This is a genomic window from Pseudoalteromonas translucida KMM 520, assembly GCF_001465295.1.
Lineage (GTDB): Bacteria > Pseudomonadota > Gammaproteobacteria > Enterobacterales > Alteromonadaceae > Pseudoalteromonas > Pseudoalteromonas translucida.
The window spans coordinates 2,436,143-2,452,938 of the sequence record NZ_CP011034.1 but is presented as its reverse complement, the minus strand read 5'-3'; the positions used below and the strand labels follow the sequence as shown (position 1 = coordinate 2,452,938).

At 43.2% G+C, this 16,796-nt stretch carries 12 protein-coding genes; 5 read left to right on the top strand and 7 right to left on the bottom strand.

All coding sequences use genetic code 11. The features are described from left to right. Positions 1–39: 39 nt before the first annotated feature. The 5 genes from PTRA_RS11335 to PTRA_RS11315 are packed head-to-tail and all read right to left on the bottom strand — an operon-like array spanning position 40 to position 5,088. Positions 40–1,353 (bottom strand): MFS transporter, encoded by a 1,314-nt coding sequence (locus tag PTRA_RS11335; RefSeq protein WP_058373847.1) that lies wholly within the window; start codon positions 1,351–1,353, stop codon positions 40–42. Next, positions 1,350–2,384 (bottom strand): 4-hydroxy-2-oxovalerate aldolase, encoded by a 1,035-nt coding sequence (dmpG, locus tag PTRA_RS11330; RefSeq protein ID WP_011328800.1) that lies wholly within the window; start codon positions 2,382–2,384, stop codon positions 1,350–1,352. Before dmpG ends, PTRA_RS11335 begins: the two co-directional genes overlap by 4 nt. Before the next feature lie 11 nt (positions 2,385–2,395). After that, positions 2,396–3,298: an acetaldehyde dehydrogenase (acetylating) gene (locus PTRA_RS11325; RefSeq protein ID WP_058373846.1), complete on the bottom strand. Its 903-nt coding sequence runs from the start codon at positions 3,296–3,298 to the stop codon at positions 2,396–2,398. 24 nt (positions 3,299–3,322) lie between these two features. Next, positions 3,323–4,111, bottom strand: a complete 789-nt coding sequence (locus PTRA_RS11320; RefSeq protein ID WP_058373845.1) for a fumarylacetoacetate hydrolase family protein — start codon at positions 4,109–4,111, stop codon at positions 3,323–3,325. Then, entirely contained in the window at positions 4,108–5,088 is a 981-nt protein-coding gene (locus PTRA_RS11315) for a flavin reductase (RefSeq protein WP_011328797.1), read from the bottom strand. Before PTRA_RS11315 ends, PTRA_RS11320 begins: the two co-directional genes overlap by 4 nt. Positions 5,089–5,481: 393 nt before the next feature. Here PTRA_RS11315 and PTRA_RS11310 point away from each other — a divergent pair, with 393 nt between their 5' ends. After that, positions 5,482–6,921: a coniferyl aldehyde dehydrogenase gene (locus PTRA_RS11310; protein ID WP_058373844.1), complete on the top strand. Its 1,440-nt coding sequence runs from the start codon at positions 5,482–5,484 to the stop codon at positions 6,919–6,921. A 352-nt stretch (positions 6,922–7,273) separates the two neighbouring features. Further along, complete coding sequence (locus PTRA_RS11305; RefSeq protein WP_058373843.1) at positions 7,274–9,442, top strand: TonB-dependent receptor; 2,169 nt, start codon at positions 7,274–7,276, stop codon at positions 9,440–9,442. A gap of 81 nt (positions 9,443–9,523) precedes the next feature. On the opposite strand, the gene PTRA_RS11300 is transcribed toward PTRA_RS11305, so the two are convergent. Next, a complete protein-coding gene (locus tag PTRA_RS11300; RefSeq protein ID WP_058373842.1) occupies positions 9,524–10,618 on the bottom strand; it encodes an aromatic ring-hydroxylating dioxygenase subunit alpha in 1,095 nt (364 codons plus the stop codon). 18 nt (positions 10,619–10,636) lie between these two features. Continuing rightward, on the bottom strand, positions 10,637–12,037 hold the full coding sequence (locus PTRA_RS11295; protein ID WP_058373841.1) for a spinster family MFS transporter: 1,401 nt from the start codon (positions 12,035–12,037) through the stop codon (positions 10,637–10,639). Positions 12,038–12,190: 153 nt separating this feature from the next. On the opposite strand from PTRA_RS11295, the gene PTRA_RS11290 reads away from it, so the two are divergent. From PTRA_RS11290 to PTRA_RS11280, 3 genes are all read left to right on the top strand, one after another. Then, complete coding sequence (locus PTRA_RS11290) at positions 12,191–13,294, top strand: MBL fold metallo-hydrolase (protein ID WP_083497525.1); 1,104 nt, start codon at positions 12,191–12,193, stop codon at positions 13,292–13,294. After that, positions 13,291–14,985, top strand: a complete 1,695-nt coding sequence (locus tag PTRA_RS11285; RefSeq protein WP_058373840.1) for a class I adenylate-forming enzyme family protein — start codon at positions 13,291–13,293, stop codon at positions 14,983–14,985. The genes PTRA_RS11290 and PTRA_RS11285 overlap by 4 nt, the downstream gene beginning before the upstream one ends. Before the next feature lie 79 nt (positions 14,986–15,064). Next, on the top strand, positions 15,065–16,789 hold the full coding sequence (locus PTRA_RS11280) for an FAD-binding protein (RefSeq protein ID WP_058373839.1): 1,725 nt from the start codon (positions 15,065–15,067) through the stop codon (positions 16,787–16,789). Positions 16,790–16,796: the final 7 nt, after the last annotated feature.

Below are 16,796 nucleotides of genomic sequence, written 5' to 3'. Positions count from 1 at the left end.
CCTAGCATTATTGGTTAATAGTAATTAAAAAAATTTAATTTACTGAATTTTTTTTATGAGTTGCTTTGCTTGATAAGATTTTAATTTAAACAGTAAAAATACCGATATTAATGTTGTACTCGTACTAATAAGTAAAGCATAACGTAGGGATTCAACACCGGCCACCTCGCTAAATACTTCACTAAGCACGCCCACCAACATAGGCCCAACACCTATGCCTAAAAAAGTAATCAGCACGGTTTGCATTGAAATAGCCAATGCCCGCTGAGTGCCCGGTACAATTGAAGTGAGTAATGTGAGACAAGGGCTAACCCACCATACAGAAAAGAAACTCGCTAAGGTGCAAAACAGCATAGCAAACGGAATACCAGCAAAAAATAGGTCATCGCCTAAGCCTTTAGGCCATAAAAAATATATAACAATAAATACCCACCCCAGTATATGGCCCAGTATAGGTAGCCATAAAACACCTTTGCGTCTGGCGATTCTATCGGCCAAATAACCACTAGAAAGTATTCCAATTGCCGCCGCACCGCCGCCAAAAAAGCCTGCCATCATGCCTGCTTGGCTAAGTGTTAAGTCGTGGCTGCGTACTAAAAAAGTGGCATTCCACATGCCAAACGCATTTGCGCCTAACGTTGCAATGGCGCTTGAGCAAACCAGTAGTCGGTAGTCTTTGCGTTTTAACAATGCTTTTGTTGATGCTCTAAAACCTGTGGCTAGTACAGGCTGCAGCGGCGAAGTTGGAGAGCTAATGGCATCATCGTATTGACCGCGTTTAGGCTCGGGCATCACAAAAAACAGCAAAAAAGAAATAAACAAAGCGGGGGTGGAAATAATAAAAAAGGTTTCTCGCCATCCATACAGCTCTACCCAATATGCCCCTAAGGTAAGTGCAATAATGGCGGCAAAGGTAGCACCAGAGGTAAAACAGCTAATCGCAAATGAGCGTCGCTCAACCGGGTAACTGTCCGACAGTAACGATAAAGAGGCTGAAGTAAGCGGGGCTTCAGCTACTGCCACCAACATACGCATTATTAGTAAACTAATAAAGCCTGCAGTTATGCCGCTAAGTGCTGTAATAATGCCCCACACTAATGCGCTGGCGGCTAACAAGCGTGTTCGGCTAACTTTGTCAGCAAGTCTGCCGGCCGATAAACCGGTTAAAGTAAATACAATGGCAAAACCTAGGCCGGTTAATAAGCCCATTTGCGCATCTGAGGCACCAAATTCAGCTTTGATGGGTTCAATCATCACCGCCATAATTTGTCGCCCAACAAAACTTTCTATATAAAATAAAGTAAGCACCAACAATAAAGCATGTTGGCGCCAATTAGATTTTTTTATGTTCAAGCTTTCGCCGCCTTTAAGGCCTTAGCCATAGTCATTGCGGTATCGTCTATCATATCCTCTTGTCCGCCTACGGTTTTTAAGCGCCCGAGTTCAAGTAAAATATCACGTGCAGGTACACCGTATTTTTTCTCGGCGCGTTCTGCAAATAATAAAAATGACGAATAAACACCGGCATAACCCAAAGTTAACGAGTTTCTGTCAATACGAATAGGTTGATCCATCATTGGCATGACTAAGTCTTCAGCAACATCCATAATTTTATATAAATCAATACCATGATTAACAGCCATACGATCAAGTACTGCGGTAAATACTTCCAAGGGCGTATTACCGGCACCAGCGCCTAAACCTGCCACCGAACCATCGATGCGATTAGCGCCCATTTCGATTGCCGCCAGCGAATTTGGAATACTCATGCCTAAATTATGATGGCCATGAAAGCCAATTTCGGTCTCGCTGTTAAGCTCGCTGCGCAGTAACGCAATGCGGGTGCTTACGTCGTCGGGCAACATGTAACCAGCAGAATCCGTACAGTAAATACAGTTAGCACCGTAAGACTCCATTAATTTAGCCTGTGCAAGTAGCTCCTCTGGGCTGATCATATGTGCCATCATTAAAAAGCCAACGGTATCTAAACCCATTTTACGCGCTGCACTAATATGCTGCTCTGAAACGTCGGCTTCAGTACAGTGAGTAGCCACTCGAATAGTACTTACGCCATGATCATAAGCCATTTTTAAGTGATCAACCGTTCCTATGCCCGGAATTAATAACGCCGAGACTTTAGCTTGGGTCATTTTAGGCACTACAGCACTTAGGTATTCTTCATCGGTATGAGCCGGGAAACCATAATTAAGTGAAGAGCCGCCTAAACCGTCGCCATGGGTAACCTCAATTAAAGGAATGCCCGCTTGATCTAAGCCAGTGGCAATAGACACCATTTCATCTAAGCTAATTTGATGTTGCTTAGCATGCATACCATCACGTAATGACATATCGTGCAGGGTAACTTTTTTACCTTTTAAATCCATGATATTACTCCTTAAGATTGACTATCTGATGGCGATTGACCTAGCATTTGTAGTGCAAACATTTCTGCAGTACGCGCGGCAGACGCGGTCATTATGTCAAGGTTACCGGCATATTTAGGCAAGTAATCGCCCAAACCTTCAACCTCTAAAAATATAGACACTTTACGACCATCGAACACCGGGCCATTTTTTAGTTTATAACCAGGAACATACTTTTGTACTTCAGCAATCATTTCATGCACAGATGCAGTGATAGCGGCTTGATCTGGCTCTGTTTCGGTTAAACAATGGATGGTGTCGCGCATTAATAATGGTGGCTCAGCAGGGTTAATTATAATAATGGCTTTGCCTTTTTTAGCGCCACCAATTTGCTCCACTGCGCCTGAGGTAGTGCGAGTAAATTCATCAATATTTTGGCGTGTACCTGGGCCTACCGATTTAGATGAAACAGTGGCAACAATTTCACCATACTCAACTGGTTGTACGCGAGATACCGCAGCAACCATAGGAATAGTTGCTTGGCCGCCACAGGTCACCATGTTAACGTTTTTAATATCAGCATTAAGTTGATTTAAGTTAACCGGAGGCACGCAAAAAGGGCCAATAGCCGCCGGGGTTAAATCTATCATTAACACGCCTTTTGCATTCACTTTAGCTGAGTTTTCACCATGCACGTAGGCTGAGGTTGCATCAAAAGCAATTTTGATTTCATCGGCTTCAATATGCGGTATTAAGCCATCGATACCCTCAGCGGTGGTTTTAATACCTAATTCGCGTGCGCGCGCTAAGCCTTCTGAATCTGGGTCTATGCCTACCATCCAAACAGGTTCTAATATCTCACTGCGTTTAAGCTTATAAAGTAAGTCAGTACCAATGTTTCCTGAACCGATCAGGGCGCATTTAATCTTTTTCATGTTACTTCCCTCGTGGGTTAACTGTTAATCGCAAAAGCTGACAGAGCATGAACCGAGACCTTCGATCTCCATACTAAAATGATCGCCGCTGTTAGCATCTATTAAAGGAGCCAGTGCTCCCGACAGAATAATTTCGCCTTTTTTAAACTCTATACCGTACTCGCCTAGCGTATTTGCCAGCCACGCAACTGCTTGCGCAGGGTGCCCTTGTACTGCTGAGCCCACACCGGTTACCGCTTGTTTACCATTGTGTTTAACTACCATAGTGGCTGCAGCTAAATCGAGCGTGCTAGGGTCGGTATGTTTATCACCAATTACAAATACCCCGCATGAGGCGTTATCGGCCACGGTATCAACTATGGTGATTTGCCAGTTTTCGATACGCGAATCAACAATTTCAAAACACGGTGCCACCCAGTCAGTCGCAGCAAGCACTTGCTCTGCGGTAACGTTTGGGCCTTGTAAGTCGTGTTTTAGGCAAAACGCAATTTCGCCTTCGGCGCGTGGTTGAATTAAATGTGATTTTTTAAGGCTAATATTACTGCCATCAGGGTGGTGCATAGTGTTGGTTAAAAAGCCAAAGTCGGGCTGATGCACATTAAGCATTTTTTGCACTGCTTCGCTGGTAACACCAATCTTTTTACCAATAATTTTTTCGCCAGCCTGAGTACGTATTGCCAGTGTTTTTAACGACACTTGATAGGCATCGTCGATTGTAAGCTCAGGGTTATTTTTAATTAATGGCGCAATAGCTGTGCGCTGTTGCTGCGCATCATAAAGAATTTGTGCTAAATGCTGATGTAGTTCGCTCATGCGCTTTTATCCTCTGTTGACCAAAGATCAGGTAAGCCAGGATCGGTTTGATGAATAAGGCGTTTAAGTAATAGCTTTAATGCCATTACGTCGCCTGCACCAAGCTCTGTAATGAGCTCTTCTTCAATTACTTTTGCTTGCGCAATATGGTGTAGTGAGGTTTCTCGCCCAGCGGTGGTAAGTTGGTAATTGTCTTCGCTTTTTTGGCAAATAAGATCCTGCTTTTCTAAAAAGGCCATATCTTCAAGATTGACACTGTGACCGGTATAATCAAGGTGGGTATTTAGCTGCTCTAAACTCAGATTTTGCTGAATATTTAATACCGATAATGCAAAAAAGTGTGAATCTTCCAGCGCTTGCTCATCGAGTACTTTACGCATACGGTACAGCATTTGAAAATGTGAACGCCCAAGCAAGTAACCTAGTAAATCTTCGTTGTAGCTGCACTGTGGCGCTGTAGGCTCACTAGATAAGTTAACCGCTGCCCAAGGTTTACGTGCAGTCATTGCGTATTGACCTTGCTGAAACACCAGTGGCGGTAGAGCTTGATGATCAAACCCCAGCACTTCACCTATAAAAATAAGATGATCACCCCCATCGTGCGTTACCATATTACGACATTGAAAACGCGCGCTACAGTCGGCAATAAGTGGTGCAGAGCTAATCCCCGCTTCGAGATTAGTGTCATTAAATTTATCTTCGCCTTTTGCGGCAAATTTATTTGACAGCTCTTGTTGGTGCTGCGAGAGAACATGAACGTTCCAGTGCTCGGCCTCGCTAAAGGCAGCCACACTAAGAGAGGTTTTTGCCAAACTCCATAGCACCATAGGTGGGTCTAACGAAACAGAATTAAAGCTGTTTGCGGTAAGACCAACAGGGGTGCCATCTGGAGCGGTGGCAGTAATAATTGTTACGCCAGTAGTAAAACTACCCAACGCCTGTCTAAATGCCTGACTATCAAATTCTGCTTGTGCCATGTTAACTCGCCTTATTACTGTTATATAATGTCAGTATCATGATCTGGCTGTTTTTCATCATCGTCTCAATGGACTAAACAACACAGGCATTTGCTATTTATATGATTAATCAGCAATTTATTTAGGTTATTTTATATTAAACAGCGGTTAAGTTTTATTGCGAAGATTAGCTTTAAGTGGCCAATTTAAATAGAGCAAATAGTGACTGCAGCAACCGTACATTAAATAATTTAAATACTAGAACTCGTCCAAGTGGACGAGGTTTATTTGAGTAAAAACAGCTAGAAAGGATGCACAGCTCAATTAGTTTACTTGCAATGCAAAAGCTGCAATATGGTGTGTAAGCAAATATTGTTTGCCAGGCAAGTGTAAAACCTAGTAAGGATATAGTGCATGAACAGCAATGATTCAGGTTCAATGGCAGCTTTGCTGCAGCATCAGCAACAAGTGCATAAATTGCAAATGTTGGTAACAGCAGCGCAAAGGCGAGAGCGTATTCAACAAGTTATAAATTTGCTTGTAGAGCATCACCAAGCATTTGCCGAGGCAATAGAAGCTGACTTTAATGGTCGCAGCCAAGGCTTTTCTATTATGAATGATGTGCTCGGCTCGCTAGCCAGCCTTAAATATACCCGCGACAACTTAGAGCCATGGCTTAAAAGTGAAAACCGCGAAGTGTTTGCCCCTTATGATCAACTCGGTAGTACCGCACGGGTTGAATACCAACCCAAAGGCAGTGTGGGCATTATAGGTACTTGGAATGCGCCACTTTATACCTTATTTGCTCCGTTGGCGTGTGTATTAGGGGCGGGTAATCGCGCCATACTTAAACCATCAGAGGTCACGCCTAAAACAGCGGCGTTAGTAGCGCAATTATTTGCCAAACACATAGATCCATTACTAGTGAGTGTAGTGACAGGCGGGGCCGACACTGGCGCTAAATTTAGCGAACTGCCGTTCGATCATTTAGTTTTTACTGGTAGTACCCAAGTAGGTAAAAAAATTATGGCGGCAGCGGCTAAAAACTTAGTACCTGTTACCTTAGAGCTTGGCGGTAAATCGCCGGTAGTACTTAGCCAAGATTGCGATTTAAGCGAAAGTTGCAAACGCTTAGCCTTAGCAAAAAGTAATAATGGCGGCCAAGTGTGTGTTAGCCCCGACATTGTTTATGTACCGCGCAATAAGCTTGATCAAGTGGCTGCATTATTACTCGAAAATTTTCGTCACTTTTATCCAAAAATTACTCACAACCCTGACTTTGTTCCTAGCGTTAACCGCCAACATTGCCAACGAGTCGTCGATTTAATTGAGCAAGCTCGCCATGCTGGATGCCAAGTTCTTAGTAGTCATGAGGTTGCTAATTTAGCAGAGTTGGTCACAAGCGATAAACGTTTACCACTGCAATTAGTTATATCCCCAGATAAAGAGCTAGATATTATGCAGCAAGAAATATTTGGCGCTGCATTAGTGCTACTTCCTTATGATGATATAGATGGCGTTATTAGCGATATTAACAGCCGTGCTAAACCATTAGCGCTGTATTACTTTGGCGAAAATGACGCAGAGCTGAGTAAGCTTTTAGCAAACACTTCATCGGGTGGAGTTGCGGTAAATGATTGCTTAATGCATGCGGCAATGCACGATGCGCCATTTGGTGGCGTAGGTGCCTCGGGTATGGGGCATTATCATGGTCGTGAAGGCTTTTTAGCCTTTAGCCATCAGCGTACTGTATTTGTTGCCCCAAAACACGACCCTCGTGGTGAGTGGGGCTTATTACCGCCGCATCATGATCAGTTTAAAGCCATGATGGTCGCGCAAGTAACATCCGACTGACGTTAACAGGCACTGTTATTTTAATAATAACAGTGCCTAATGTTTTTTATTAATTCCTGCCTTTTAGTCTTTGTTATTCCTCATTATTTTTAGCTATCGTTCATGCGGACTATTTAGTTTTTGTAATAGTGTGCGAGGATAAAAACCTTACATTTATTGTTGATAAACACGCGATTATAACGTGATACAGCAATTTGCTTTTTGTAATTATGAAAGCGCAATACGTTAAGTTTTGAGACTGTGTAAAGCGGTCTCAAAATTAACTTATGTAGTGTTAGGTACAGCGCGCGTAACTGGCGATATTCCTGTTAGTTAATTTTACTCGCGTTCAATTTTAAACAAGGACTAAATAGTGAATATTAATAAAAAACCACTAAATGCAGCGATAGCGTTAGCCTTAATTAGCATGGCAAATTCGACACTCGCGGCTCAAGAGCAAAGTACTAAAAAAGAAGGTTTGGAAGTGATCCAAGTAACCGCGCAAAAGCGGGTACAAAACTTACAAGAACTACCTACAGCAGTTACCGTGTTTAATGCCCAAGCATTGGCCGATAAAGGCATTACTGATGTAGAAGATCTCAGTGTATATACGCCAAATATGCAAATATCAGAAACTCCAGGCGGCAGTACAGGTGCTACAATTGCCATTCGTGGCTCGGTTACAATTAACCCTGCAGTTACCTGGGAGCCCACCACTGGTGTGTATATAGACGGGGTATTTGTATCTAAAAATGTCGGTGGTTTATTTGATGTAGCCGCTATAGAGCGCGTCGAAGTGCTGCGCGGGCCGCAGGGTACGCTTTATGGTAAAAATACAATAGGTGGGGCACTTAATATTGTAACGCGTAAACCCAGTGGTGAGTTTACCGGCGAAGTGCGCGTAGGGGCGGGTAACTACGGTATGACAGATGTTTATGTTACTGCCGACTCGGCGCAAATTAACGATAAACTCAGTTTTAATTTTACCGCTAATAAAAAACAGCGCGACGGCTTTTACGATAACCTTTCGACAAGTTCTGATATTGATAAGTTTAAAGAGCTTGATTCTACCTCACTGCGTTTTGGTGCCTTGTATGAGCACAGCGATAATCTAGAGTTTTACTACACTTACGATAGCAGCAATAAAAAAAATACTCCTCCGTTGGGCCAAGTTTATATTGCAGGTGCAATGCCAGAAGATACGAAAGATCGCCAAGAAAGTGCTGCGTTAGACGGCGCAATATTTGATCGCTCTAAAAGCTCAGGCCATGCACTTACAGTTACATGGCAGCAAAGTAATAACTTAACTATTAAGTCAATTACGGCACTACGTGAAATAGATTACGACGATGGTAATGACTACGATGGCGCTGATTTTCTTGGCTTTCATACCTACCGCCATGTAGAGCATGAGCAAGTATCACAAGAGCTACAATTTATTGGTGACATAGATAATTTAACCTACGTTGCAGGCTTGTTTTACTTTAAGGAAGAATCTGATGTAAACAACCCGTATGTACTGGGTTTTGGCACAGTGAATAACTATTATGGTGTTGAGTCTACCTCGGTTGCCGCTTATGGTAATGTAGAATATCGACTAAGCGACAAGCTAATGTTGGCTGGGGGCCTGCGTTGGACCACAGAAGAAAAGTCATTTTATATAGAGCACCCAGATGACTTTAGTGCTGCTTATTTTTTCCCTCTACCATACACCACAGCGGGCGATACTTGGAATAACACCTCGGCTATGGCATCACTTAACTATGAGCTAGCAGATAATATTCACAGCTATGTAAAAGTATCACAAGGCTGGAAAGCGGGTGGTTTTAATGGTGAAGCAGCAACTCAAGCATTAGCAGTCAAACCCTATGCACCAGAAGAAGTAATTGCCTACGAGTGGGGCCTTAAATCGCGCTGGTTAGATCAACGTATTCAAGCCAATATTGCGGTGTTTTATAACGATATTACCAATATGCAAATGTCGGAATATTTAGGTGCGTACTCAGATATACAAAACGCAGGATCGGCAAAAGTGGCGGGGTTAGAGTTTGAATTAGTAGCGGCATTAACCGATGATTTAACGCTAAACTTTAATTACGGTTTGTTAGACCCTAAATACGACAAGTTTATTACTTACGATGTGTACACTGGGGTAGCAAACGATGTTACCGACAGTGCCGAGTTTCCATATAGTCCAAAAAATAAATGGTCGCTTGGATTAAATTACATTAGTGAAACAGCCCTTGGTGAATTTAGCGCCGGTGCCGACTACAGCTTTGTGGACGATCACTTTGCGTTTCATAATCAACCTTCAGCCCAATATACTCGTATTGAAAAATACAACTTACTTAACGCCCGTGTTTCACTTAAAAGAATTGCCGGCAGCGACTTTAGCGCCTCTATTTGGGGTAAAAACATGACCGATGAAGAATACCGAATTAACGGTGTGCCGTTGGGTGATTCGTCGGGGGTATTTATTGGTGGCTTAAATTACTATGGCGACCCGGTAACTTATGGAGCAGAAATAACTTACTCATTTTAATAAAAGTTACAGCTAAAAAAAGAGCCCCTACTTAATAAGTAGGGGCTCTTTTTTGTATCTATAATCTATTTAAAAAATAGATTAGTCTTGGGTATAAGCTACAGTGCCTTTAGGCACATATACGCCATTTACTTTACTTTGGAACTCTTCTTTACGCGCTCTTGGATTGAAGAACTGCTTATACCAAATACGCGCTTTCATAAACGGGCCATCGCTTGGTAAAAATAACCCATTAAAACAAGGTGCTTTATTTGTCCACACTTGGAAGTCTTGCATAAATGCAAACTTACTAGCATCTTGGAATTGGCGTGCTGCTACTTCATCCTCTACTGTGGCTACTTCATTACCACCGGGTGATTTAACTAATAATGCGTGCCAAACTCTAATTGAGCCATCCTCTACTGGGGTATGCGTGATCATTAAGTAAGACTCGTAATAGCCAGTCAAATGTGAAATTAACACACCCGGACCATGGTATTTAGTTACTGTATGCAGCACTGGGCTTGCGCCATCTTCGCCTACTAAAGTACGGTGCGGACCACATTGACGTTGAATTGCTTCGTGGCCATCAAATTCATTTTCGTAGCGCTGCACAGTAGAGCCGTGAATGGGTGCTAAATGGCTATAGTCACAAATGTTATCAATAACTTCTTGCGGATGCTGCTCAAGTATTCCCAAATCGTCAAAGCGCCAATGTACCCAGGCTTTATCGTCCCATTGTGGCAAGCTTGGGTGATCCCACTCAGGATCGCCATTTTCAGGATCGTGCCATATCCAAATTGCACCCATGCTCTCGGCCACAGGCCACGCTTTAATACAGGCTGTTTTTGGAATAGGTCCGTCGTGGTAAGGAATGTCGTCACATTGGCCATCAGGGCCAAAACGCCATGCATGATAAGGACAACGAATGCTATCGCCTTCGATGTTGGTACCACCGCCATCAATAATAACGTAAGAGGTATCATTTTCGGCGGCTAAATGCGTTTTCATATGTGGGCAATACGCGTCGAGTAATACTACACGACCTGTTGCTCTGCCGCGATACAGTGCGAAGTCGCGACCAAAAAATCGTACGGCTAGGGGCTTATGCGTGTTGATCTCTTCAGCCGTAGCTATCATGAACCAACCTCTTGGGAATGTATAATCGCCGAGACGATAATCTTGTGTAGTGGCCATAAGTATTCCTTTTTATATTTAGGTAGTAGATGTACTTGAATTATTGTCTGAGGTGCAATCTGCTTTATTATTATAAGATTGCGCTGTTTTATCGTTATCACTTACTTTACTTGCTATTCGTTGTTGATAAGGGCCAATGGCTTTGTAGTAAAACCAAACCGAAAACAACGATAAAGCAATCATCACTGCAATGGCGTATTTAAGGCCTTCACCCGCATCACCGGCAGAAAATAAGTCACTGAGTGTACCGGTTAGCAATGGGCCAATACCGGCACCAAAAAAGGTTAAAAATAAACTTAGTATTGCAATGCTGGTAGCTCTTTGAAAGCTGTTAACTAAATGGCTTACTGCAGCGAATGCAAGTGTTGGCCACCAGCTATTAAAAAAGCTAAAGCCAGCAGCAAATATAATTGCGTGCGGTATTTTAAGGCTTCCTAATTGCCAAAAGGCGTCGGCAGGCCAAAGTAAAAAAGCTAAGCCAAAAGGCATACTAATTAATACGCCAATCGCAGGCATACGTAATTGCCAGCGACAGTCTTTTTGGCTTAATTTGTCGCAGTAATAACCGCTAAAAATTGACCCAGCAGCAGCAAAAATACCACTGGCTATACCAAAGGTAAGCCCTGCGTGTGAAAGTGACATATTGTAATTGCGTACCATAAAAGTAGGGGCCCAAATGGCGTAACCATAGCCGACCATGCCAGCAATGGCAGTGCCCATACAAATTAAGAAAAACCCTTTTAGCTTCATAATACCGGCAACAGCATGAAAAAAGTTTTCTTGCGGTTGGGCACGAATATTACGCTCAGCATCGGTGTCATAAACACCTAAGCCTGGGTCTTTTGCAAAAACATAAAGTAGCAATGCTAGTAATAATCCTGGAATACCAAAAAAGATGAATACTGCGCGCCAGCCGTGCTCTTGGGCTATCCAACCACCTAATGCCATGGCGGCTAATAAGCCAATGTGCGGGCCTAACATATATAAACTAATCGCAAATGAGCGACGATGTGGAGGGTATAAATCAGAAACCATAGAAATAGATGGTGATGTACCGCCTGCTTCACCAATGGCAACCGTCATACGGGCAACCACAAATTGCCAAAATTGGGTAACAACACCACTGGCCATAGTGGCAAGGCTCCAGAGTCCACAACATACCGCAATAATATTTTTACGGTCGGTGCCTCTATCGGCCATACGGCTTAACGGAAAGCTAACCGCAGAGTATAAAACGGCAAATGCAAGACCGCTCACCGCCCCCATAATAGTATCTGATACGCCAAACTCTAATTTAATTGGCTCAAGAACAATGGCAATTAAGTTGCGATCGATATACGAAAAAACGTAAATAATAGAAAGCAATAATAGCGTCAGACGAGTCCGACCTGCGCTTAATGAACTTTGACCTACTTGCATTTATAGCTCTCTCTTTTTGATATTGTTTTAAGCTACCTTAACTTTGCTAATAATTTCAGCATCGTCCTTTTGGACGTATTACAGAATCGTTAAATGGCTTCTTATTAAGTTAATAAAATATAAACGCGCTGATAACTTATTTTTGGAGAAATAATGAAATCGATGATTTTACCCAAAGAATCACAAGGCCATCAGCTGCATAGCCTTTTAGAATATCCAATTACTCCACCCAATGCGGATGGTTCGGTAGTGGAGATAGCTGAAGGTTTGTTGTGGTTACGCATGCCCATGCCGATGTCGTTGGATCATATAAATCTTTATTTACTCGAAGATAACGACGGTTGGTATATTCTCGATACCGGGCTTAATAATGACACAACACGGCAATTGTGGTTAACGGTAATAGAACAACATTGCAACAAAAAAGTAATTAAAGGCGTTATTTGTACGCATTTTCATTATGACCATAGCAGCCTAGCTAGTTGGTTAATGGCCACGTTTAATGTGCCGCTATATATGACTTTTGGTGAGTTTTACATGCTAAAAACGCTGAGTAATAACACCGCAGCACTTGGCAGTGACAACCAATTAGACTTTTATCATAGAGCAGGTTTACCACGTGATGAGTTAGATGTGATCATTGCTAGTTGCCGTAAAGATCCCTTTATAAAATTTAGCCCGCCGTCATTTAATCGTCTGCGTGAAGGGGATGTGCTCACCATAGGTAAGCGCCGTTGGCAAATAGTCATAGGGGAGGGGCATTCGCCAGAGCATGCGTGCCTTTATTGTGAAGCTGACAAACTACTGCTAGCTGGCGATCAGTTATTGCCCAATATTAGTTCAAATATTTTAGTGTCTGAGTTAGAGCCGCAAGGTCAGCCATTAAAAAACTGGCTACGTTCGCTTGAAAAACTACACACGCTCGATCCACAAACTTTAGTATTACCTGCCCATGGCCCGGTATTTCGCCACATGCATTTACGCGTACAACAGTTGATTGACCATCACTTTGAGCAGTTAGATATATTAAGAGAGTTTGCACTGCAAGCCCCTGAATTTAATGCCTATCAGGCAATGAAGCATTTATTTAAACGCACTCTTTCACCTATAGAAAGTATGATGGCACTAGGCGAAACCCTAGCGCACTTAAATTGGTTAGAAAGCAATGATGAATTATTTTGTCAGCGTAAAACTGATTCAGGCATTAATAGTTACTTACTTACAGACAAAAAAATAGCAGCCGAGAGCATATTATGAGTTTATTTAATTCAGTCACTGCCACTAAATCACAATTAATGGCGCCTGGTGCACCATTTGAAATCACTAATAAGCAAATCAATGGTCAAAGTTATCAGGTGTATTGCAACGCGCCGCTTAATTTAGCGCAAGTGATTAATGATGCAAGGCGCACTGATGAGCAATCATTTTTGGTTTATCAGGGGGAGCACTGCAGCTATAAACAGTTTTTTCAACAAGTTGATAATGTTGCCAGTTACCTGCAACAACATGGCATAAAGCAAGGGGATCGTGTTGCTATTGCAATGCGTAACCGACCTGAGTGGGTTATTGCTTTTTGCGCGATAGCATTGATAGGTGCAGTACCTGCACCACTTAATAGTTTTGGTATGCAGCAAGAGCTAATAACTGCACTTAATGGTATTACGCCTAAATTATTAATTTGTGATGGCCCAAGATGGCAGCGAATTAGCCAAAGCAATGAGTGGTTAACCGATACCTTAGTATTAAACGATACAGCATTAGATTTATCGCAATCTGCTGCAGCAATAGACTTTACAGAGGCGCTTAATCATTCCGCACACAGCATTGAACCACCCACAATAACAGCAACCGATGCGGCTTTAGTCCTGTTTACTTCAGGTGCGACCAGCGTAGCTAAAGCGGTTGAGTCGAGCCATATTGCAGTGTGCCAAGCACTTTATAATATTGACTTTATTGGCGCTATATCGGCAATGACTTCACCTAAAGCATTAGCGTTAATTATGGAAAAAGGACTGGTGCCTACTATTTTAACCGCGGTGCCGTTATTTCATGTTAGTGGTTTACATGCCCAGTTATTGTCGGCATTACGTGGCGGGCGGCGTTTAGTGTTTACCCATAAGTGGGATCCATTAGAGGCAATTGAACTAATTAAAAAAGAGCAAGTAACACAATTTAATGGTGCGCCATCTATGGTGATGCAGTTATTACGAGAGCCTAGTTTTCATAGTGCAGAAGTAATGGCCTCGTTTAGTGGTTTAGGTTTTGGCGGCGCAGGACTACCAGCAAGCTTAATTGATAAAACGCTGTCTAGCCTACCTGAGCAAATGATAGGAATTGGCTTTGGTATGACCGAAACCAATGGCGTAGGCGCAGCAGCGTCTGGCGATTTATTTCGCCATGCACCCAAAAGCTCAGGGCTTATTTCGCCCATTATGGAAGTACGTATTTGCGCTGCAGATGGGCAGTCGTTACCTAGCAATAGCGTGGGCGAAGTATGTATGCGCGGTATTACTTTAATGGAGCAGTATGTTGGCGATTTAACAGCAACTCAAGATGCAATACGCTCTGGGTGGTTACATACCGGCGACTTGGGCTATATAGACGACGCAGGCTTTTTGTTTATTGTTGACCGTATTAAAGATGTGATTAACCGCGCGGGCGAAAATATTCCCGCTGCCGAAGTGGAGTCGTGTTTGCTTGAGCACCCTGCGGTAGCCGAAGTAGCTGTGTTTGGTATTCCAGATGAAGAAACCGGTGAGGCCGTTATTGCTGTTGTTTGCCCATTAGAAGGTGAGTTTATTGAAGAGCAGCAATTGCTTATACATGTAGCACAACGACTGGCTAAATATAAAGTGCCGCAAAAAATTCACCTTATGCAAGACAAGCTCCCGCGTAACCCTGCGGGTAAGCTTTTAAGAAACAAATTAAAAACAAAACTTTATCAATAAATGTTAATCGCCGTTAAAAAAGCCAATAAAGCGCAGATTACTCATTAGTGAATAAAAATAATTGAACAGGAGAAGGTAGATGACCACAGCCAATGATGTTGAAAAAAATTACGATGTAATTGTTGTCGGTTCGGGAGCGGGTGCAATGACTGCAGCACTGTTTGCCGCCGATCAGGGGAACTCAGTACTTATTGTTGAAAAAACCGATAAATACGGAGGCACCTCTGCAATATCTGGAGGTGGTATTTGGATCCCAAATAACGATGAATTTCGTGCACTTGGCGGCAAAGACAGCTACGAAGCAGCACTCACTTATATTAAAGCGGCCAGCCAAGGCAGTGTTGATGAAACGCGTATTCGTGCCTATTTAGATAATGCACCAAAAATGCTGCGCGAGCTGCAAGCTAATAGCCGGGTTAAATTTGCGGTTGCCGATAAGTACCCCGATTACTATCAACACCTTGAAGGCTCATTACCGGGTGGGCGCAGTATGGATCCAGAGCTATACGATACCACCGGGCTGGGCGATGAAATGAATAACCAACAGCCTGCTGCCGGTAATGCATTACTGATGGGGAAAATGTCGTGGACTGCGCGCCAAGCACATAAAGCAGTGTCGAAAGAGCGTGGTTGGATGCTGATGATAATTGGCTTAATGCTTCGTTATAAATTGGACTTTAAGCAGCGTAAAAAAGGACGCCGCGATCGCAGAGCTGGGTTAGGTGCGAGTTTAGTGGCGTCACTGCGCCACTCGTTATGCGATCGTAATATTCCATTATGGCGCGATACAGAGTTTACCGATTTTGTTATTAATAACGACAAAGTGACCGGTATTAAAGTGCTACGCGATGGCCAAGAACTTACATTAAATGCGCGTTATGGCGTAATAATGGGCAGCGGTGGCTTTGAGCAAAACCAAGCACTACGTGAAAAATATTTACCGGCACCGTCTCAACAAAGCTGGAGCGCAACGCCTAAAGGCGGTAACACTGGCGCGGCATTAGAAGCGGGGCAAAAACTAGGCGCAGCCACCGATTTACTTGATTGGTGCTGGTGGACACCTACCTTAAATGTACCAAAAGAGCGCAACGCTCGCGGTTTATTTGCCGAGCGAGCCTTTCCTGGTGCTATTGTTGTTGATGGTGCAGGGCAACGATTTTTTAACGAAGCAGCGCCTTATTTAGAATTTGGTGATGCTATGTATCGTAATCATCAAAAAATGGGTAATTCTATTCCAGCTTGGGTGGTTTTTGATGGCCATTTTCGCCATGAGTACGCTATGGGACCACTGATGCCTGGCAAAATTATGCCAGATAGCAGAGCGCCTAAAGCTTGGTTAGGCTCGGTTTATTTTAAAGCCGATAGCTTAGCAGAGCTGGCAAAACTAGTTAATATTGATGCTGATGGATTAGCACAAACAGTACAAAAGATGAACCACTACGCAGCAACGGGTGTAGATGAAGACTTTGACCGTGGCGGTAATGTGTTTGACCGTTACTACGGCGACACCAAAGTTAAGCCTAACCCTTGTTTAGCCCCGCTAACAAAAGGCCCTTATTACGCATTAAAAATTCATCCGGGTGATATTGGCACTAAAGGTGGCTTGCTTACTAATGAGTATGCCCAAGTGGTACGCCCATCGGGTGAGCCCATTGCAGGACTTTATGCCATTGGTAATAGCTCATCCTCTGTTATGGGCACAAGCTACCCAGGCGCGGGTGCAACAATTGGCCCAGCTATGACCTTTGGTTACGTTGCGGCTAATCACATTACTGCTAACCGCGGCGCAGAAGCCAATGACTAGAGAATTG